The organism is Nocardia brasiliensis ATCC 700358 (assembly GCF_000250675.2).
GTDB lineage: Bacteria > Actinomycetota > Actinomycetes > Mycobacteriales > Mycobacteriaceae > Nocardia > Nocardia brasiliensis_B.
The window spans coordinates 5,106,561-5,126,869 of sequence record NC_018681.1 but is presented as its reverse complement, the minus strand read 5'-3'; the positions used below and the strand labels follow the sequence as shown (position 1 = coordinate 5,126,869).

Sequence of the window (20,309 nt, the reverse complement as noted above, 5' to 3'; positions counted from 1 at the left end):
GTCGCCCGATTCGGTCGGCCGACGGTCAGCGCAACGCGAGGTATTTGGTTTCGAGGTACTCCTCGATGCCTTCGGTGCCCGCCTCGCGGCCCAGGCCGGATTGCTTCATGCCGCCGAAAGGGGCCGCGACGTCGGAGACGATGCCGCGGTTGACGCCGACCATGCCGGACTCGACCGCTTCGGCGACACGGAGGGCTCGATCCAGATCTTTGGTGTAAATGTAAGCGGCCAAGCCGAATTCGGTGTCGTTCGCGGCTTCGACCCCTGCGGTTTCGCCGTCGAAACCGGTGATCGCGGCGACGGGGCCGAAGACCTCCTCGCGCAGGATGCGGGCGTCGGCGGGGACGTCGGCGAGGACGGTGGGCGCGTAGAAGAATCCTTCGCCGGGCAGGCTGTGACCGCCGGTGGTGACGACCGCCCCCTTCGCCACGGCGTCGAGTACCAAGTCGGAGACCGTGTTTCGCTGTCGCTCGTTGATCAGCGGCCCGACCTGGACACCGTCGAGGTGACCGGGCCCGAGCTTCAGTGCGAGCATGCGGGCGGTGAGTTTCGCGGTGAACTCCGCGCGCACCGCATTGTCGACGTGGAAACGGTTGGCCGCGGTGCAGGCCTCGCCGGTATTGCGCATCTTGGCGGCCATCGCGCCGTCCACCGCCGCATCGAGGTCCGCGTCGGCGAACACCACGAATGGGGCGTTGCCGCCGAGCTCCATCGACGTGCGCAGCATCCGGTCGGCGGATCGGGCGAGCAGGAGCTTGCCCACGGCGGTGGAACCGGTGAAGGTGACCTTGCGCAGGCGCGGATCGGTGAGCAGGGGGCCGGTCAATTCGGCCGCGCGTGCGGTCGGCAGGATCGACAGCACACCGGGCGGCAGGCCGGCCTCGGCGAACATCCGGCCGAGCAGCAGCATGGTGAGCGGAGTTTCGGGGGCCGGCTTGACCACCATGGTGCAGCCGGCGGCGAGCGCGGGCGCGATCTTGCGGGTGCCCATTGCGAGCGGAAAGTTCCACGGCGTGATTGCCAGCGTGGGGCCGACGGGCTGTTTGGTCACCAGGATCCGGCCGTTGCCCGAGGGCGAATGGGTGTAGCGGCCGTGTACGCGCACCGCTTCCTCGGCGAACCAGCGCAGGAACTCGGCGCCGTAGGTGACCTCACCGTGGCTCTCCGCCAACGGTTTTCCCATCTCCGAGGTCATCAGCAAGGCGAAGTCGTCGCGCCGTTCGAGCACCAGTTCCCAGGCCCGATGCAGAATCTCGGCGCGTTCGCGGGACGGCCGCGCGGCCCAGTCCCGCTGCGCCGCCGCGGCGGCGTCGAGCGCGGCGGCACCGTCGGCGACCGTGGCGTCGGCCACCTCGGCGAGCACCGCCCCGGTCGCCGGATCATGGACCGGGAACGTGGCGGCGTCACCGGCCGCCACCTGCCGTCCCGCGAGCCACAGCCCGGTCGGCACCTCATCGAGTAGAGCGGTTCGGTCACGCATCGTCGGTTCTCCTGGTGGTCGAAGGGGCTCGGTAGCGGATCGCCTCGGCGAGCACCTCGACGCCGTCGGCGAGCAACTCGTCCTCGATGACCAGCGGCGGCAGCAGTCGGATGACGTTGCCGTAGGTGCCGCAGGCGAGCAGTAGCACGCCCCGCGAAAGCGCATGGGCGACAATTTCTTTGGTCAGCACCGGATCCGGCTCGGTACTGCCTGGGCGCACGATCTCGAGGGCGAGCATCGCGCCGCGTCCGCGCACGTCGCCGATCACGTCGACCTGCGCGGCCAGCGCGCGCAACCGCGGCAGCACCGCGGCCTCGATGGCCCGGGCACGGGCGGGCAGGTCGAGCTCGCGCATGGTCGCCATGGTGGCGAGCGCGGCCGCGCAGGCCACCGGGTTGCCGCCGTAGGTCCCGCCGAGTCCACCGGGATGCACGGCATCGAGCAGCTCGGCCCGTCCGGTGACGGCCGCGAGTGGCATACCGCCCGCGATACCTTTTGCCATGGTGACGATGTCGGGTACGACGCCTTCGTGCTCGCTGGCGAACCAGGCGCCGGTGCGGGCGAAGCCCGTCTGCACCTCGTCCGCGATGAACACGATGCCATTGCGCGCCGCCCAATCGGACAGGGCCGCAAGGAAACCGGGGGCGGGCACGATGAAACCGCCCTCGCCCTGGATCGGTTCGATGATGAGCGCGGCCACCGCGTCGGCGCCGAGCTGCACCTCGATGCGGGAGATCGCGCGCCGCGCGGCCTCCGCGCCCGACAGGCCGCCGTCGCGGTACGGATACGACATCGGCATCCGGTAGATCTCCGGCGCGAACGGACCGAAATTCGCCTTGTAGGGCTGATTCTTCGCGGTCAGCGCCATCGTCAGGTTGGTCCGGCCGTGGTAGGCGTGATCGAACGCGACGATCGCGCTGCGCCCGGTGGCCAAGCGCGCCACCTTGATCGCGTTCTCGACTGCCTCCGCACCGGAGTTGAACAGCACGGAGCGCTTCTCGTGCCGTCCGGGCGTCAGTGCGGCGAGTTCCTCGGCGACCTGTACGTAGCCCTCGTAGGGCGTGACCATGAAACAGGTGTGGGTGAACCGTGTGGCTTGGTCGGCGATCGCGGCGGTGACGGCCGGGTGGGCCGCACCGACACTGGTGACGGCGATCCCGGAACCGAGGTCTATCAGCGAATTCCCGTCGACGTCGACGATGATGCCGCCGTCGGCGTCGGCCGCGTAGACCGGCACCGAGGACCCGACTCCGGCCGCCACCACGGCCGAGCGGCGGGCGGCGAGCGCCGCCGATCCCGGCCCCGGTAAGGCGGTGACGAGATTGCGCTGCTGCGCCAAACGGTGGGCGATATCGAGCATCGAAGACTCCCTAACGGGTCGAATTGTCTGGGCATGCCGAAAAGCGTTCGGCCTCTTGCGGTACCGGTGGTGCTAGCGCAGTTCGGCCGGAACCAAGCCGGGGACAACAGGTTCGGTGGGCACCGCATCCGTGCGCGCGGCCACGCCGTCACGGAAGAAGCCGGGATTCCACCATCGTGCGGCCAGCATCAGGACCGCGCCCAGGCACAGCATGCCGAAGCCCATGAAGAACACCAGCCCGATGCCGCCGATCGACGCACCGCTGCCGTTGTCCGGATTCATGCTCTCGCGCACGGAGACCGCGAAGACCGCGAGCAGCATCAACCCGCCGAGTAACGGAAACGCGAACTTGAACACGACATTGCGTGCGCTGCTGAACAATTCGGCGCGGAAATGCCACACGCAGGCGAACGCCGTGATGCCGTAGTACCAGCAGATCATGATGCCCAGCGCGGCAACGGTATCCATCAGCGTGTGCTCGGAAAGCAGTGTCACCAAGGTGTAGAAGATCCCGGTGACAACACCCGCGACCACGGTGCTGAACGCGGGTACCCGAAAACGCGGGCTCACGGCGGCGAACTTCTTCGGGAACGCCCCGTAGGCGCCCATCGCCAGCATCGTGCGGGCGGCGGGCAGGAACGTCGTTTGCAGGCTGGCCACCGAGGAGGCGAGCACCGCCAGCAGGAGCAGCGGTCCGGCCCAGCCGAGCACCGGATCGGCCAGCGCGCCGAAGACATTGTTCGCGTTCGCCGCGTTGCCCAGGCCGAGACCGCTCTCGCCGACCCCGGCGTACATCATCACCGCCACCGCGACCAGCAGGTACGTCAGCAGAATCGAGAGCACGCACAGCAGACCGGCGCGGCCCGGCACCTTGTCCGGGTTCTTGGATTCCTCGCCGAGGGTCAGGCAGGTGTCCCAGCCCCAGAACGCGAAGATGGATCCGGTGACGCCGATCGCGAACGCGCTCACTGTGATTCCGGCGAACGGGTTGAACCAGTCGAGCGCGAAGGACAAGCCGCCGGGCGCATCGCCCGTGCCGACCCGGACCAGCGCGATGACCGCGAAAGCGAGCAGCACGACCATCTGGAACCCGACGAGCACGTATTGCACCCGTTCGCTGGTGGTGACGCCGCGCCCGGCGACGACCGTGGCGATGGCGATGAACAGCAGCGTGGTCGCGATATTGACGGCCTTGTTGCCTGCCAGCTCGGCGAGGGCGCCGTTGCCGGATATCCGCGCGAGGAACAGGTAGAGGAATTCGACGCCGATCGAGGCCAGATTGGACAGCACGATGATCGTCGCCATCACCATGCCCCAGCCGCACATCCAGCCCACGTACGGCCCGAAGGCCTTGGTGGACCAGGTGAACGAGGCCCCGCAGTCGGGCATCCGCGAGTTCAGCTCGCGATAGGCGTAGGCGGTGAGGAACATCGGGACGAAGCCCGCGATCAGAATGGCGGGCAGTTTCAAACCCACGGCGGCCACGATCAGGCCTAGGCTCGCGGTCAGCGTGTAGCCGGGCGCGACGGTCGAAACACCCAGGACCGCACCGGCGAACGCGCCGACCTGCCCCGAGGCGAGTCCTTTGTCGACCAACTCCGGACCCGGGGCGTTGGTTGTGCTCATCTATCTGCCGCCTAGTCGTGCGCGCTCATCACGTGCTTGACGCGCGTGTATTCCTCGACGCTGTAGGCGGAAAGGTCCTTGCCGTAGCCGGAGTACTTGAAGCCGCCGTGCGGCATCTCGGCCACCAGTGGGATGTGACAGTTCACCCACACCGCACCGAAATCCAGTGCGCGGGTGCAGCGTTCGACCGTGGCGTGATCCTTGGTCCAGACGCTGGCGGCCAAACCGTAGCGGACGCCGTTGGCGTACTCGATGGCCTGTGCTTCGTCGCGGAACGGTTGCACGGTCAGCACCGGGCCGAAGGTCTCGTCCTGGACGATGTCGTCGTGCTGGCGCACCTGCGTGACGATCGTCGGCTCGACGAAAAAGCCCTTCTCGCCCAGTCGATGTCCGCCGGTGACCACCTTGACGTGCGGGGGTAGCGCGGCGAGTTTGCCGAGTACCGCGGCGAAGTGGCGGGCGTTGTTGAGCGGGCCGTAGAACGTGTCCGGGTCCTCGGGCAGGCCGGGTTTCAGCGTTTCCGCTTTCCGGACCAGCGCGTCGACGAGCTGATCATGGATCGATTCGTGCACGAGCACCCGGGTCGCCGCAGTGCAGTCTTGTCCCGCGTTGAAGAATGCGGCTTCGGCGATACCGCTTGCGGCCCTGTCGATATCGACGTCACCGAAGACCACGGCGGGTGCTTTGCCGCCGAGCTCGAGGTGGGCGCGCTTGAGTTGCTGCGCGGCCGATCCGGCCACCGCGATACCCGCGCGCACCGAGCCGGTGATCGACACCAACCCCGGAGTCGGATGGCTCACCAGCTCGGTGCCGGTGCTCGCGTCGCCGAGTACGACGTTGAAAACCCCGTTCGGCAGAATGCCTTTCGTCAGGCGGGCCAGCACCAGCGTGCTCTCCGGTGTGGTGTCGCTCGGCTTGAGCACGATCGTGTTGCCCGCGGCCAGCGCGGGGCCGATCTTCCAGATCGCCATCATGAACGGGTAATTCCAGGGCGTCACCTGCCCGACCACGCCGATCGGCTCACGCCGGACGTAAGAGGTGAACCCCGCCATGTACTCGCCGGCGGGGCGGCCCTCCAGCATGCGGGCCGCGCCCGCGAAGAACCGGATCTGATCGGCGCTGACCGCGACCTCTTCGGCGGCGATCACCGCTTTCGGCTGTCCGGTGTTGCGGCATTGCGCCTCGACCAGTTCGCCGGAGTGCGCCTCGATGGCGTCGGCCAGCTTCAGCAGCGCGGACTGGCGCGCACTCGGCGTTGTCCGGCCCCAGGATTCGAATGCCCTGGCGGCCGCGGCCATGGCGGCATCGATGTCCGCGCGGTTCGAGATCGGTGCCCGGCCCACCACGGTCTCGTCCACCGGATTCACCAGATCGAGTGTTGCGGCGGCGCCGGAAGCCACGAATTCGCCGTCGATAAAGTTCTCGAGTACCGGCAATGACATTGTTCACCGTCCATCTCTCGGGGCGTGTCCTTCGGTTCGCCCTGGGATCAGTGTGCCCTGAGACACACTCCCGCGCCTCTCGACAAAATGGTGAATCAAGTGACCAGTCATCGCCGTTCTGTACACTGCACTCGATGGCTGTACCGATTAGCTGGGTGTTGTCCCAAGCGGATCTCGCACTCCGGCTCCGGGGCGGTGCCGGTGGTGTCGGTCGCGAGGTGGATCTCGTGCTCACCACCGAACTGGAAGATCCCTTCCCCTGGCTCTCCCGCGGCGAACTGGTGCTCACCACCGGTATGCGGTTGCCACGCACCAGCCGGGAGCGCGCGGCCTACCTGCGCGCCTTCGACGACTGCGGCGTGGCGGCGGTGGGTTTCGGCACCGGCCTCACCTACGCCGAAGTGCCCGCGGATCTGATCGCCGCCGCCGATGCCATCGGTATCCCGCTGATCGAGGTGCCGTTGCCGACGCCGTTCGCGGCCGTGGTCAAGAAGGTGTCGGCGCGCGTCGCCGAACTCCAGTACGACGCGCTGCTGCGGGCCTCGCGCGCACAACCGCGAATGACCAAGGCGCTGCTCAAATCGGGCGCGCGGGCGATCGTCCGGGAACTGGCCGGCTCGCTGGCTGCCACGGTGCTGATCGTCGACGCGGCGGGCACGGTCACCGAATGTCACCCGGAGGCGCCGTCGGACGCGCTGCTGCGCGCGGTCCGAGCCGCCCTCGCCGCCGATCCGGCCACCGCGGCCAGCAGTGTCCGGACCGATACCTCCGGAGCCTCGATCACGCACCAGCGGATCGGTGTCGACCGCCGCTCGTTCGGCGAACTGGTGGTGGTCAGCCCGGCGCCGCTGAGCGGCGTGGATCAGATTCTGCTCGGGCACGCGAACTCGTTGCTGGCGTTGGATTTCGCGAAACCGGTTCGGTTGCAGGCGGCGCAGCAGCAGCTCAACAGTCAGGCGCTCGCTTTGGCGCTGAGTGCGGAAGCCGATCTGGCGCCCGCGTGGGCGCAGCTGCTGCCCGCCGCCGACACGCACGGCCGGATTCGCGTGCTCGTCGCCGAATGCGATTCGGCCGCAACGACGTCCGACGTTCGTGAGGTCGTGGCGGCGGCACTGCACGCCGCCGGGAACCCGGTGTTCCTGCATGCCGCGGACCAGCGGGTATCGGTGCTGCTGCCCGGCACCGAGGGGGTCTCGTTCGCGCGCCGCCTCGCGCTCGAAATCGGCTCCTCGGCACGGAAACTCACCCGTATCGGGTTGAGCGGCGGACATCGGCTGCGTGATCTCGGTGCGGCGGCCGCCAACGCGACCCGGGCGGCTTCGGTGGCCGAACGTGGCAGCGCCCCGGTGGAATTCGACGCGATGACCGGTCGCTCGTTGCTGGCGTTCGACGCCACCAGACAGGTGCTCGACGCGATGGCCGACACCGTGCTCACCCCGCTCGTCGAGCACGACCGGAGCAACGGCACCGACCTGCTGAACGCCCTGCACGCCTTTCTGGAAGCGAACGGGCAGTGGGAGTCGGCCGCGGCGACGCTCGGCGTGCACCGCCACACGCTGCGTAAGCGCATCGCCTTCGTCGAGGACCTGCTCGCCTGCGACCTCGACAACGCCAGGGTGCGCGCGGAGTTGTTGCTCGCCATCCTGGTGCGCCGCTCGTAGCGCTCCGGCGGTGAATTCGACGGATTTCGTTGCCGAGCGGGTTACCAGGTGCCGGATCGGACCGTCGACATCACCCGCCGATGCTTGTCGGTGTCCGGGTGTTCGGGCAGGATGCCGGGCGTGAGCGACCAAGAATCGAGCCGGACGGCGCCGGTGCTGGATGACACCTCGAAGAAGATCATCGCCCAGTTGCAGGAGGACGGGCGGCGCGCCTACGCGACGATCGGCAAGGCCGTCGGGCTGTCCGAGGCCGCGGTGCGGCAGCGAGTGCAGAAGCTGTCCGACGCCGGGGTCATCCAGATCGTCGCGGTCTCGGATCCGTTGCAAGTCGGACTGTTTCGGCAGGCGATGGTCGCGATCACCGTGGACGGGGCGCTGCAACCGGTATCCGACGCGCTCACCGCGATGGACGAGATCAGCTATGTGGTCGAATGCGCGGGCCGCTACGACGTGCTGTGCGAGGCGGTCTGTGCCGACGACGAGGCGCTGCACGACCTGGTGTCGAACCGGCTGCGCACACTGCCCGGTGTCCGGCACGCCGAGATCATGATCTACCTCAAGCTGCGCAAACAGACTTACCAGTGGGGGACCCGCTGATCTGCGCAACGAAATCCGTAGCTGTCATCGGCATTTTTGGCTGGATCGATCGGCAGATGGTTATTTTGCAACGGATCTAGTTGCAGGCCTGCGTGTGATGTGGGATAACCGAAAACATGACCGCTATCACCGATCCGTCCACCGTGGGCTCCAGCGACTCGGCCCGCGTCGTCCGTGACCATCTCTGGATGCACTTCACCCAGCAATCCGAGGACACCGACGCCGAGACGCCGGTGATCGTGCGCGGTGAAGGGGCCTACATCTGGGACGCCGACGGCAAGCGCTACCTCGACGGTCTCGCCGGCCTGTTCGCGGTGCAGGTCGGCCACGGCAGGGCCGAACTCGCCGAGGCCGCGGCCCGGCAGACCCGGGAACTGGCCTACTTCCCGCTGTGGGGATACGCGCATCCGACCGCGCTCGAACTCGCCGAGCGCCTGGCCGTGGCGGCCCCGGGCGACCTGAACCGGGTGTTCTTCACCGTCAGCGGCGGCGAATCCGTGGAAACCGCATGGAAACTCGCGCGGCAGTACTTCAAGCTCGTCGGCAAGCCGACCAAGCACAAGGTGATCAGTCGTTCGATGGCTTACCACGGCACCTCGATGGGTGCCCTGTCGATCACCGGAATCCCCGGCGCGAAAGCGGATTTCGAGCCGCTGGTGCCCAGCACCGTGCGGGTGCCGAACACCAACTTCTTCCGCGCCACCGAACACGCCGACGACTACGACGCGTACGGCCGCTGGGCCGCCGACCGCATCGAAGAGGCGATCCTGTTCGAAGGCCCCGAGACCGTCGCCGCGGTGTTCCTCGAACCGGTGCAGAACACCGGTGGCTGCTTCGTCCCGCCGCCCGGCTACTTCCAGCGGGTCCGGGAGATCTGTGACCGGCACGACGTGCTGCTCGTCTCCGACGAGGTGATCTGCGCGTTCGGCCGCCTCGGATACGATTTCGGCGCAAAGCGTTTCGGCTATCAGCCGGATATCCTCACCACCGCCAAGGGACTCACCTCCGGGTACGCCGCACTCGGTGCGGTGCTGGTCAGCGATCGGGTGGCCGAACCGTTCCGGCACGGCGCCACGTTCATGCACGGCTCGACCTACGGCGGCCACCCGGTCGCCTGCGCCGTCGCCCTCGCCAACCTCGACCTCATCGAGCGCGACGGCATCTACGAGCATGTGCTGGCCAACGAATCCCGGTTCAAGTCGACCCTCGACAAGCTCACCGATCTGCCCATTGTCGGCGAGGTGCGCGGCGCGGGGTACTTCTATGCGGTGGAGCTGGTCAAGGATCGAAATACCAAGGAGCGCTTCACCGATGAAGAAGCGACCCGCATCCTCAAGGGCTACGTGTCGAAGTCGCTGTTCGAAGCGGGCCTGCACTGCCGCGCCGACGATCGGGCCGAGCCGGTCATCCAGCTGGCTCCGCCGCTGATCTGCGAGCAGGCCCAGTTCGACGAGATGGAACAGATCCTGCGCGAAACCCTCACCGGCGCATGGTCATTGCTCTGACCGGCCGGATCGGCTGGACGAAGGGGAGACCTGGATGACGAACACCGGCGAATACGCCGATCTGATCCTGCTCGCAGAACGGGTGCACACGCTCGATCCGGCGCGGCCGCACGCACAGGCGGTCGCGATGAAGGGCGAGCGCATCATCGGCGTCGGCGGCCCGGCCGATGTCCGGGACTGGCGCGGTGCGCGCACCGAGGTCATCGACCTCGGCGCGGCGACGATCACCCCTGGTCTGGTGGACGGACACGCCCATCCGCTGGTCGGCGCGGATATGACCAACGGTGTCGACCTGTCGTCGGTGTCGAACGTAGACGAGCTGATCTCGGCACTGAGCGCCGAGGGCGTCGCGCCGGTCGACGGATGGATTCGCGGTTGGGGCCTGGACCCGAATGTTTTTGCGGACCAGCCGATTACGTTCGAACCACTGCTGCGGGCCGTCGCCGAGACGATCCCGGTGTACCTCGACTTGAACGACGCGCATTCGGCGCTGGTGAACCCGGCGGCGCTGCGGGCGGCGGGTGTGACCGGCCACCGCGAATTCGATCAGGGTGCGCGCATCGTCTGCGACAGCGACGGCCGGCCGACCGGGCATCTGCTCGAACCGGCGGCGATGGACCTGGTGCTCGACGTCGCCCCGGTGGCGCCGATGCGCGTGCGCCGTGGTCGCGTCGCCGAGGTGCTGCGGGGGATGGCCGCGACCGGACTCACCGCCGCGAATGTGATGGACTTCGACGGTGACAGCGAGGAATTGATCACCGGCCTGTCCGCGGAACTCGAGCTGCCCGTCCAGTTGCGGTTCGCGCCACGCTGCCACCCGGGTACCGGACGCGCCGGACTCGAGCACATCGTCGACCTGCAGCGCCGCGGTGGCCGCCGGTGGCAGGTCGACGGAGTCAAGTTCGTCATCGACGGAACGATCGACGGCGGTATGGCGTGGCTCGACGAACCCGACAGCCATGGCGAATCGACGGTGCCGTTCTGGCCGGACCCGGCGCAGTATCGAGAAGCCGTGCACTACTTGGCCGCTCGTGGAGTGCCGACCGTCACCCACGCGATCGGCGACGCCGGCGTCCGGTATGCGCTGGAGACGCTCGCCACCGCGGCGTTGCCGCCATCCGGCGTGCGGCATCGCATCGAGCACATCGAAACCATCCCGACCGAACTCGTCGCGAAATTCCGGGAGTACGGTGTGGTCGCGAGCATGCAGCCGACGCACTGTAGTCACTTCACGCGTGCCGATCACACCGACAACTGGTCGTCGCGATTGGGTGACGAGCGTGCGAGCCGTGGGTTTCGCACTCGCGATCTGCGTGATTCCGGTGCGACGGTCGCCTTGGGCTCCGACTGGCCGATCGGCCCCTACGACGCCCGCGCCATTTTGGCCGACGCGCAATTGCGCCGTCCGGCAGGGCGTTCGGAGGTCGAACCGGTGTCGCCGACGCAATCGCTCACCGCGGCAATGGCATTGGAGGGCTACACCTCGCATGCCGCACGCGCGGCGGGACGGGAAGGCACGGCCGGGCGAGTGGCGATCGGGTGCGCGGCCGATCTCACGGTGTTCGCGCTCGATCCGCTGGTTGTCCCGCCCGATGAATTGGCCGGTGCGCCGATCGCTGCGACGGTCGTCGCCGGAGCCGTGGTGCACCGCGCCGAAATCGCTTGAAGTCGTTGTGTGACAAGGGAGTAACGAACGATGAAAGCCAGCGCCACGGTATTGACTGAATATTCAGTTGAGAATACCGTCACCTCATGAAAGAGCATGTGGACCCGACCAGTGATCGGGTCGGCCGGATCGAACAAGCAGGCGTCGAATATCTTCCGGAGGCGGCCCGGGATTCGTCGCCGTGGAATGTGGCCGCGGTATTCCTGGGCAGCGGATTCACCTGGACCGCGGTGATCTACGGGTGGGTGGCGATTCAACTCGGACTGTCGTTCTGGCAGGCGCTGCCCGCGCTCCTCGTCGGCGGGCTGATCGGCGCCGTGGTCGTGCTGCCGACCGCGCTGATCGGCCCGCGCACCGGCACCAACATGACCGTCGCGAGCGGTGCCGAGTTCGGTATTCGCGGGCGCTTCATCGGTTCCGGGCTGGCCTTGGCGACCGCCGTCGTCTTCGGCGCGATCACCGTGTGGACCAGCGGTGACGCCCTCGTCGCGGCCGGCGCGCGGTTGCTCGGGACGCCCGACGCCGGGTGGGTGCGCGGCCTCGCCTACGGCGTGATCGGCGCCGCGATGGTCGCGATCGCCCTCTTCGGGCACGCCACAATCGTTGCGGCACAGAAGGTTATCGTGCCGGTGGTCGGGCTGCTGATGCTCGCGGGGGTCTTCGCCTTCGCGGGCCGGTTCGATGCGGACGCGGCGCCGGGGGAGTACGCGCTCGGCGGATTCGTGCAGACCTGGGTGGTGGCCGTGGTGATCTCCGCGTCCGGGCCGATCTCGTATGCGACCACCATCGGCGACTACACCCGCCGGGTATCGCATCGACGGCACAGCGACCGCCGCATCGCGGGAGCGCTCGGTCTCGGCCTGTACTTCGGCGGCATCATTCCGGCGACGTTCGGTGCGTTCACCGCATCGACCCTCACGATCAACACCGGCTCCTACACCACCGACCTGGTCGCCGCGGCACCGCTGTGGTTCACCTTCGCGATCGTGGTGATCTCGATCCTCGGCGGTTTGGGCCAGGGCGTGCTGTGCATCTACGGGAGCGGCCTGGACCTGGAGGGGGTGTTCCCGCGATTGCTGCGCGTGCAGACCACGATGATGACCGCGGTCCTGGTCGTCGTGTTGCTCTACGTCGGCGTCTTCGTCTTCGACGCGGTGGATTCGGTGAGCGCGGTCGCGGTCATCCTGAACGCCGTGGTCACGCCGTGGGCGGTGATCATGGTGATCGGTGCGCTGCGCCGGCGCGTGCCCGGCTATGACGTCGTGGATCTGCAAAGCTTCGCGCAGGGGCGCACCGGCGGTCGATACTGGTACACCGGCGGCTGGCATCTCGGCGCGGTGGTGGCGTGGGCCGCGGGCGCGATCGTCGGCGTGCTGGCGATCCACACCACGGTGTACACGGGTCCGATCGCTTCGATAGCGGACGGAATCGACATCAGCATGATCGGTTCCGGAGCGGTCGCCGCGGCGGTCTACCTTGTCGCCCTGCGTATTCGGACCACCTCGGCCGCGTCGGTGCCGCTGGCACGGGCGGTGTCCGAGCTCAACGAGGCATGAATTTTCGTCCCACCCATATTGACTGAATATTCAGTTATGTGATTCGAGAAGGCAGGTAGTGATGACCGAGCAGACCTTCGTGGTGACCACCGCACCGACACCGCCGGTGTCACCCGCGCGCGCCGCGCCGGGCGACCGGACGCCGCTACGCGTCGGACTGGTTCAGCACCAATGGGTTCCGGATGCCGAAGCGTTGCGCGCCACGCTGTACGAGGGCATCGGCCTGGCCGCCGCCGAGGGGGCGCGTGCGGTGTTCCTCCCGGAACTGACGCTGTCCCGCTATCCCGCCGACGTGCGAGCGGCGGCGAATCCGGGTGCGGCGGCCGAGGACCTGCGGACCGGGCCGACGTTCACCTTCGCCGCCGCCGCAGCCCGTGCGCACGGCGTCGCGGTGCACGCCTCCTTATACGAAAAAGTCACCGGCCCAGATGGTCTCGGCTACAACACCGCCATACTGGTGTCGCCCGCGGGGGAACTCATCGGCCGGACCCGCAAGTTGCACATCCCGATCAGCGACGGCTACTACGAAGACACCTACTTCCGGCCGGGCCCCGCCGAGGAGGCCTATCCGATCTATCGACCCGCCGCGCTGGACGGTGCCGCCATCGGCCTGCCGACCTGCTGGGACCAGTGGTTTCCCGAGGTCGCCCGGATGTATTCGCTCGGTGGCGCGGAAATCCTGGTGTACCCCACGGCGATCGGGTCCGAGCCGTCGTTCCCGGGCTTCGACACCCAGCCGCTGTGGCAGCAGGTCATCGTCGGAAACGCCATCACTGCGGCCACTTTCATGATCGTGCCGAATCGGTTCGGTGACGAGGGCGGTGTCACCTTCTACGGATCTTCGTTCATCGCCGACCCGTACGGGCGGGTGCTCGCGCAGGCGCCGCGGGATCGCGCCGCCGTGCTGGTCGCCGACCTGGATCTGGATCAGCGCAAGGACTGGCTCGGTCTGTTCCCGTTCCTCACCACGCGACGGCCCGATACCTACGACCGGCTCACCGAGCCGGTCGATCGGGACCACGCCTTCGGCGCGGATCAGGTCCGGAGCCGGGCGTCATGAGCTGGGTGATGCCGTCGGAAACAGCACCGCAGGAACGGATCTGGATGGCCTTTCCGCCGCTGGGCGCGAGCGTGTTCGCCACGGCGGAATCCGCGCACGAGGCGCGCGAAGCCTGGGCGCGGGTGGCGCACGAGATTCTCGAGTTCGAGCCCGTCACGATGGTCGTCGACCCGCGTGATCGGCAGGCGGCTCGAAAGTATCTGTCGGACATGGTCGATGTGCTCGAAGCGCCGCTCGACGACGCCTGGATGCGCGATATCGGCCCGTCCTTCGTGCTCGACGCGGACAGTGGCAGGCTCGGCGCCGTCGACTGGACGTTCAACGGCTGGGGCAGGCAGGAGTGGGCGAATTGGGCCCGTGACAGCGAGATCGGTGCGACTGTCGCCCGCGCGGCCGGTGCCGAAACGGTCGGCTCGAAACTGGTCAACGAGGGCGGCGGCATCCAGGTCGACGGGCTCGGGACCGTACTGGTCACCGAGACAGTGCAACTCGATCCGATGCGTAATCCCGGGCTCGACAAGGCCGCGGTCGAAGCCGAATTGGCGCGCACCATCGGCGCGCGGCACGTCATCTGGTTGCCGCGCGGACTGACCAGAGACAACGAACAGCACGGCACCCGCGGGCACGTCGATATCGTCGCCGCGATTCCGGCGCCGGGAACCCTGCTGGTGCACGCCCAGCGCGACGCCGCGCACCCGGACTGGGCGGTGACCCGCGAGCTGCTGGCACTGCTGCCGGACACCACCGATGCCGGTGGCCGGGCGTGGGAGATCGTCGAACTCCCTGCCCCGCGGGTGCTCCGGGACCGCGAGGGCTGGGTGGATTACAGCTATATCAACCACCTCGTCGTCAACGACGGCGTAATCGCCTGCGGCTTCGGCGATCCCAACGACGGCGTGGCCCAGGGCATCCTCGCCGAGATGTATCCGGGCCGGCAGGTGCGCACGGTCGATGCCCGGGAGTTCTTCGCCCGCGGCGGCGGTATCCACTGCATCACCCAGCAGCAGCCGAGGGTGCTCGACTGAAAGTTCAGTTGGGCTATGTTGGTTCGGGAACCGGAGCCGACCGACTGGAGCAACTGCGATGGCGAGCCGACGCGAAGCGATCCTGCGGGCGAGTGCCAAGGCGATCGCCGAGCGGGGTGTGCGCGGGCTGCGCGTGCACGATGTCGCCGAGGTCGCGGGCGTCTCACCCGGCCTGCTCTACTACTACTTCAAGGACCGGGACGGCCTGCTCGCCGCCGCGCTGACCTATATCAACGACCGTGCCCGCGAATCCGGTACCGCCAGTGAGGGATCGGATTCCCCGCTGGACCGGCTGCACGCGCACGCGCTCGCCGATATCCAGGACGAGCCCGAGGTGTTCGAGAACGCGTTGGTCTGGCACGAATTACGGGCGTCGGCGGTCTTCGAGACGCCGCTGCGGGCACCGCTCGCGACGACCTCGCGGCAGTGGGACGCCGAGATCGCCGACGCGATCCGGTTGGCACAGGCGGCGGGAGACGTGCCGCAGTCCGTGGATCCGAAAGCCATGGGCCTCATCGTCACCGCGCTGACCGACGGCCTGTCCGCACGCTGGCTCTGCGGCGAACTCAGCACCGAGGAGGCGCGCTCGCACCTGTCGATCGCGCTGAAAGCCCTGCTCCCCGCGACGAATCGCGCGTCCGCGGACCAGGGATGACGCCACGTGGCGGCCGCCGCGCCGGGAAGGTATGACACGCTGGGATTTTCGACCGAATGGGCCGAAACGCTGACATCGGCGATGAGATCTGATAAAACATCGGCCGTACTAGAGGTTGCTCCTCCGCTTACGTCCACGCCCCGCCTACCGTGCGGTAGGTAGAAGGACGGCGTGGGGGAGCTGTTCGCATGCAAGCGGGCCGCGAAGGTGCTGTACGGGCCCTGATCTCAGCACAACCCGGTTACCTCGAGGAGAGCCCGTTCGTGTCCGTATACCTCTACAAATGGGGAAAGTTCGCGTTCCGCCGCAAGTGGATCGTGCTGCCGCTATGGCTGGTGCTCCTCGGTGCGCTCGGCGCCGGTTCGCACCTGCTGAGCAAGTCGATGAGCGACGAGTTCAGCATGCCCGCGCTGCCGTCGGAGCGCGCGACGGAAATCCTGGACAAGCAGTTTCCGGGCATGTCCGCGCAGTTCGGCATCGACGCCGTCAGCGGTACCTACGTGATTCAGGCGCCCGACGGTACGAAGCTGACCGACAAGGACAACAGTGCCGCCGTAGACGCGCTGATCACCGATCTGCGGGCACTGGTGGCCGGGGACGACCGGCATCGGCTCGTCGCCGAAAAGGCCGGGGCGGCTTTGCAGAACCCGGTCGCCGCGACCCAGGCGATGGGCTGCCTGACCACCGCCGATCCCGCGACGTGCGCGGGCGCTCCGCTCAACGTGCTGAACAAGGAAGCCCCGGCGACCGTCGCCGTGCTCACCGTGCCGTTCGACATCGCCTCGGCGATGGACATCACCGACGAGCAGCGGCAGGTCGCCTACGCCGTGGCGGACCCGGCCCGTGCGCGCGGACTGGTGGTCGAACTCGGCGGGTCCATCGCCCGCGAGCAGGAACAGCCCAGCGGGCAGGCCGAGCTGATCGGCATGGGAGTGGCGCTGGTCGTCATGGTGATCGCGTTCGGCGCCATCGTGGCGGCTTTCGTGCCGATCGTCACCGCCATCGTCGGCCTGGGCGCCGCGATGCTGGTGATCTCGCTGAGCACCGCGGTCGTCGAGGTGCCGAGTTTCACGACGTTCCTGGCCTCGATGATCGGTATCGCGCTGTCGATCGACTATGCGCTGTTCATCGTCTCCCGGTACAAGCACGAATTGCGCGTCGCGGCGAATCCCGAAGAAGCGGCGGGTATTTCGGTGGGTACGGCCGGTTCGGCGGTGGTGTTCGCCGGGCTCACCGTCATCGTCGCGCTGGGCGCGCTGAGTATCGTCGGGGTGAACTTCCTGACCTTCATGGGTCTCGGCGGTGCCGTGGCCGCGTTCTTCGCCGTCCTCACCGCGATCACGCTGATGCCCGCGCTGCTCGGCGCTTTCGGCCGTTTCCTGTTCAAGCCGAAGCTGCCGCTGGTCGCGCGGCACGACCCGGAGGACGACACCTCCGTCACCAACGGCATGCGGGTCGGCCGACTGATCGGCAAGCGGCCGTGGTTCGCGCTGATCATCGCGGTGGCCGCATTGGCTGCGCTCGCGACGCCCGCGCTTCAGTTGCAGTTGGGCCTGCCCGGTGAGGACAGTCTGCCCACCGAGTCCACGGCCCGGCAGGCCTACGACATCCGGACGAACGGCTTCGGCGAAGGGAGCAACGGCGTTCTCACCGTGGCCGCCGACCTGGAGCAGGTGCCAGAAGGTGAGCGCAAGGCCGCGGTCACCGCGCTGCGCGACCGGCTCGCGGAGTTCCCGGAGATGGATTACGTCACCACAGCGCAATTCAGCGCGAACGGGCTGGGCGCGATGCTCAGCGGGGTGCCGAAATCGGGACCGAACGATCAGGACACCAAAGATCTGGTGCGCGACGCGCGTGCCGCCGAAGACGAACTGACCGAGCGTTACGGCATCCGATACGGCATCACCGGCACCACCGCCATCTACGCGGACATGGACCACGTCCTGCTCGGCAAGATCGTGCCCTACCTGGCGATCGTCGCGGGCGCGGCCTTCGTGCTGTTGATCCTGGTGTTCCGGTCCATTCTGGTCCCGCTCACCGCGGCGCTGGGGTTCCTGCTCTCGATGGCGGCCACCTTCGGCGCCACGGTGCTGATCTTCCAGGAGGGCACCTTCGGCCTGATCGCCGATCCGCAGCCGATCGTCAGCTTCCTGCCGATCATGTTGATCGGCCTGGTATTCGGGCTCGCGATGGACTACCAGGTGTTCCTGGTGACCCGCATGCGCGAGGAATTCGTGCACGGCAAGTCGCCGCGCGACGCCATGATCGCCGGGTACCACCACGGCGCGCGCGTGGTCACCTCGGCGGCGATCATCATGATCTCGGTGTTCGGTTCCTTCCTGCTGGAAAAGGACGTGACCGCGAAGTCCATGGGGTTCGCGCTGGCGGCCGGCGTGGCCATCGATGCCTTCGTGGTGCGCATGGTGCTGGTGCCGGCCCTGCTGGCGATCATGGGCAGAGCGTCGTGGTGGATGCCGAAGTGGCTCGACCGCATCCTGCCGGACATCGATGTCGAAGGCGCGAAGCTGCGCGCGTTGCAGCGCAAGCGGTTCGGTGCGGCCGAGCCCGAGCCGGTCGGGGGCGAACCGGCTCCGGCGCTCGACGCGGCCGTGGATACCGTTGCGTTGCAGCAGTTGCCGGACGTGGAAGGTGCACAGTTCGTCGCATCCAACGGCAGGTCGATCTTCGGGCGGGTGTGCCGCGACGACGGCTATCCGGTGCCGGACGCGGCGCTGACTTTGATCGACCAACGTGGACAACAGGTTTCGCGGGCGGCAGCGGACGATGACGGCAACTACGCGATCGAGCCGCCCACGCCGGGCGGCTATGTCCTGATCGTCTCCGCGAACCGGCATCAACCGGCCGCGGTGAACGTCACTGTCGCCGAAGGAGGCGCACACCACGTCGACGTGACCCTGCAGGGATCCGGCGAGCTGTCCGGTGTGGTGCGCACCGCAGCCCGCGAGCCGGTGGCGGAGGCCACGATCACCGTGACCGACCTGCGCGGCGAGGTGGTCGGGGTAGCGGTGAGCGCGGCGGACGGCGGCTACGCCTGCAAGGGCGTGCTGGCCGGAACCTATACGCTGGTGGCGGTCGCCGCGCGGATGCGGCCCACCGCGACGACGCTGACCGTACCCGACAGTGGCCGTTTGCGTTTCGACGTCGAACTCGCGCCCATGGCGATGCTGTGGGGCACGGTGCGCGCGGGCGGCCGCGCGGTTCACGACGCCAGGATCACCGTGCTCGACTGGTCCGGCACGATCGTAGGCACCGCGCACACCGACGAGGACGGCCGCTACGCGGTGGCCGACCTGCCAGAGGGCGAGTACACCGTCGAGGCCCGCGGCTACCCCCTGGTGACCGGCCGGGTCACCATCACCGGCAGCCAGGTCGACCACGATGTCCGCTTGGGCTTCGACATCGACGAACACGCGGAAATGTCATGAGCCACAGCCGTTTCGGTTCGCAACGGGCAGGGGGTCGGGCAAGGTCAGAGCGGTATGCGCGGGGCGGCCGGTGTGCGGGGGCAAGGTGGTGAGGCTGCGGAGTCTGGCGTTGCGTTTCGCCAGAGCTTCGGCGGTGGTGGGGAAGAGGGCGGCGTCGCCCGCGCCGACCAGGGCCTGGTTCTGTTCCACGAAGCCACGGAGGCCGCGCTCGTAGGCGGCGAAAGCCGCGGTGTGGTCCCGGTGGGTGGCCAGCGCGTGCGCGAGCATGTACGCGCCGACGAGAGCGAGGCTGGAGCCTTGCCCGGTCAGGAACGACGGAGCGTGCGCGGCATCGCCGAGCAACGCGTATCGCCCGCGGGTCCACCGGGGCATGCGGACCTGGCTCACCGTGTCGAAGAACGCATCGGGTGCGTCGCGCAAAGCCGCGACCATGGCCGGGACTTCCCATCCGTCGTTCGCGAAAGTGGCTGTGACGAGCTCACTTTGCGCCGCGGGGTCGCGCAGGACCGCGTACGGCGGTATCGGGTGCGCGAAATTGAGGAAGGCGTGCAGTTCGTTGCTGTCCTCGACCGCGTAGAGCGCAGCGCCTCGCCCCGGTGTGTTCCAGATGACCGCCTCGTGCGAGAGCCCGTAGGTGTTGGGCATGGTGAAGATGGCGAAGCAGTAGCCCAGGTAGCGGTGGAACTGTTCCGCGGGACCGAACACGAGTTCCCTGATCCGCGAATGCAATCCGTCGGCGCCCAAGACCAGGTCGAAACTGCGCTGGACGCCGCTGCGGAAGGTGACGTCGACGCCGTGCCGCTGTTCGGTGAGCGCGGCGACGGAGTCGTCGAACACGAACTCCACATCGTCACGGACGTTCGCGTACAAGGCTTTCGACAGATCTCCGCGCGATACCTCGAGGTCATGCCCCTCGACTCCGCCGACCACCGTTTGCGGGTGCACCACCGCCGCGGTGGTGCCGTCGGCGTTGCGGAAGGTCAACCGGCGTGACTCGATATGCGCCCGCTGCAGCTGCGTCAGGATGCCCATCCGGCGCGCGACCTCCACCGCGGTGCCCCGCACGTCGATCGGGTATCCGCCGCTGCGTACGCCGGCCGACTTCTCCACCACGGTCACCGTGAACCCGTGGCGGTGCAGCCAGAACGCGACGGCAGGACCGGCGATGCTCGCCCCGGACACCAGGACCGACGGCTTCGATGCGGTCTTACAGTTCATGCTCAACTCCTG

General features: G+C 68.0%; 14 protein-coding genes and 1 pseudogene. 10 read left to right on the top strand and 5 right to left on the bottom strand.

The window, feature by feature from the left end:
* Window positions 1-25 precede the first annotated feature (25 nt).
* The 4 genes from O3I_RS22680 to O3I_RS22665 form a co-directional block, all read right to left on the bottom strand.
* Complete coding sequence (locus O3I_RS22680) at window positions 26-1,480, bottom strand: NAD-dependent succinate-semialdehyde dehydrogenase (RefSeq protein WP_014985317.1); 1,455 nt, start codon at window positions 1,478-1,480, stop codon at window positions 26-28.
* Window positions 1,473-2,840, bottom strand: a complete 1,368-nt coding sequence (gene gabT, locus O3I_RS22675; protein WP_014985316.1) for a 4-aminobutyrate--2-oxoglutarate transaminase — start codon at window positions 2,838-2,840, stop codon at window positions 1,473-1,475. The genes O3I_RS22680 and gabT overlap by 8 nt, the downstream gene beginning before the upstream one ends.
* A 72-nt stretch (window positions 2,841-2,912) precedes the next feature.
* The gene (locus O3I_RS22670) at window positions 2,913-4,466 is read right to left on the bottom strand and encodes an APC family permease (RefSeq protein WP_014985315.1); all 1,554 of its coding nucleotides are present in this window, start codon (window positions 4,464-4,466) and stop codon (window positions 2,913-2,915) included.
* 11 nt (window positions 4,467-4,477) lie between these two features.
* Window positions 4,478-5,908, bottom strand: coding sequence for a gamma-aminobutyraldehyde dehydrogenase (locus tag O3I_RS22665; protein WP_014985314.1), 1,431 nt, complete (start codon window positions 5,906-5,908; stop codon window positions 4,478-4,480).
* A gap of 134 nt (window positions 5,909-6,042) precedes the next feature.
* On the opposite strand from O3I_RS22665, the gene O3I_RS22660 reads away from it, so the two are divergent.
* The 10 genes and pseudogenes from O3I_RS22660 (at window position 6,043) to O3I_RS46405 (ending at window position 19,079) form a co-directional block, all read left to right on the top strand.
* The gene (locus tag O3I_RS22660) at window positions 6,043-7,569 is read left to right on the top strand and encodes a PucR family transcriptional regulator (RefSeq protein WP_041562787.1); all 1,527 of its coding nucleotides are present in this window, start codon (window positions 6,043-6,045) and stop codon (window positions 7,567-7,569) included.
* 90 nt (window positions 7,570-7,659) lie between these two features.
* The gene (locus O3I_RS22655) at window positions 7,660-8,166 is read left to right on the top strand and encodes an Lrp/AsnC family transcriptional regulator (RefSeq protein ID WP_424769587.1); all 507 of its coding nucleotides are present in this window, start codon (window positions 7,660-7,662) and stop codon (window positions 8,164-8,166) included.
* Between the two features lie 116 nt (window positions 8,167-8,282).
* Window positions 8,283-9,671, top strand: a complete 1,389-nt coding sequence (locus O3I_RS22650) for an aspartate aminotransferase family protein (protein WP_014985311.1) — start codon at window positions 8,283-8,285, stop codon at window positions 9,669-9,671.
* A 34-nt stretch (window positions 9,672-9,705) separates the two neighbouring features.
* Window positions 9,706-11,337 (top strand): amidohydrolase, encoded by a 1,632-nt coding sequence (locus O3I_RS22645; RefSeq protein ID WP_014985310.1) that lies wholly within the window; start codon window positions 9,706-9,708, stop codon window positions 11,335-11,337.
* A gap of 86 nt (window positions 11,338-11,423) precedes the next feature.
* A complete protein-coding gene (locus O3I_RS22640; RefSeq protein ID WP_014985309.1) occupies window positions 11,424-12,893 on the top strand; it encodes a purine-cytosine permease family protein in 1,470 nt (489 codons plus the stop codon).
* Between the two features lie 61 nt (window positions 12,894-12,954).
* Window positions 12,955-13,953, top strand: coding sequence for a nitrilase-related carbon-nitrogen hydrolase (locus tag O3I_RS22635; protein ID WP_014985308.1), 999 nt, complete (start codon window positions 12,955-12,957; stop codon window positions 13,951-13,953).
* Window positions 13,950-14,978: an agmatine deiminase family protein gene (locus O3I_RS22630; protein WP_014985307.1), complete on the top strand. Its 1,029-nt coding sequence runs from the start codon at window positions 13,950-13,952 to the stop codon at window positions 14,976-14,978. The genes O3I_RS22635 and O3I_RS22630 overlap by 4 nt, the downstream gene beginning before the upstream one ends.
* 58 nt (window positions 14,979-15,036) lie before the next feature.
* A complete protein-coding gene (locus O3I_RS22625; RefSeq protein ID WP_014985306.1) occupies window positions 15,037-15,633 on the top strand; it encodes a TetR/AcrR family transcriptional regulator in 597 nt (198 codons plus the stop codon).
* Between the two features lie 263 nt (window positions 15,634-15,896).
* Window positions 15,897-18,212, top strand: a pseudogene (locus tag O3I_RS22620) (MMPL family transporter); the annotation flags it as partial.
* Between the two features lie 30 nt (window positions 18,213-18,242).
* Window positions 18,243-19,079, top strand: coding sequence for an MSCRAMM family protein (locus tag O3I_RS46405; protein WP_237748388.1), 837 nt, complete (start codon window positions 18,243-18,245; stop codon window positions 19,077-19,079).
* On the opposite strand, the gene O3I_RS22615 is transcribed toward O3I_RS46405, so the two are convergent.
* Window positions 19,074-20,297 carry an FAD-dependent monooxygenase gene (locus tag O3I_RS22615; RefSeq protein WP_014985304.1) on the bottom strand — a complete coding sequence of 408 codons (1,224 nt, stop codon included), beginning with the start codon at window positions 20,295-20,297 and terminating at the stop codon, window positions 19,074-19,076. The two genes, O3I_RS46405 and O3I_RS22615, sit on opposite strands and share 6 nt — an antisense overlap.
* Window positions 20,298-20,309: the final 12 nt, after the last annotated feature.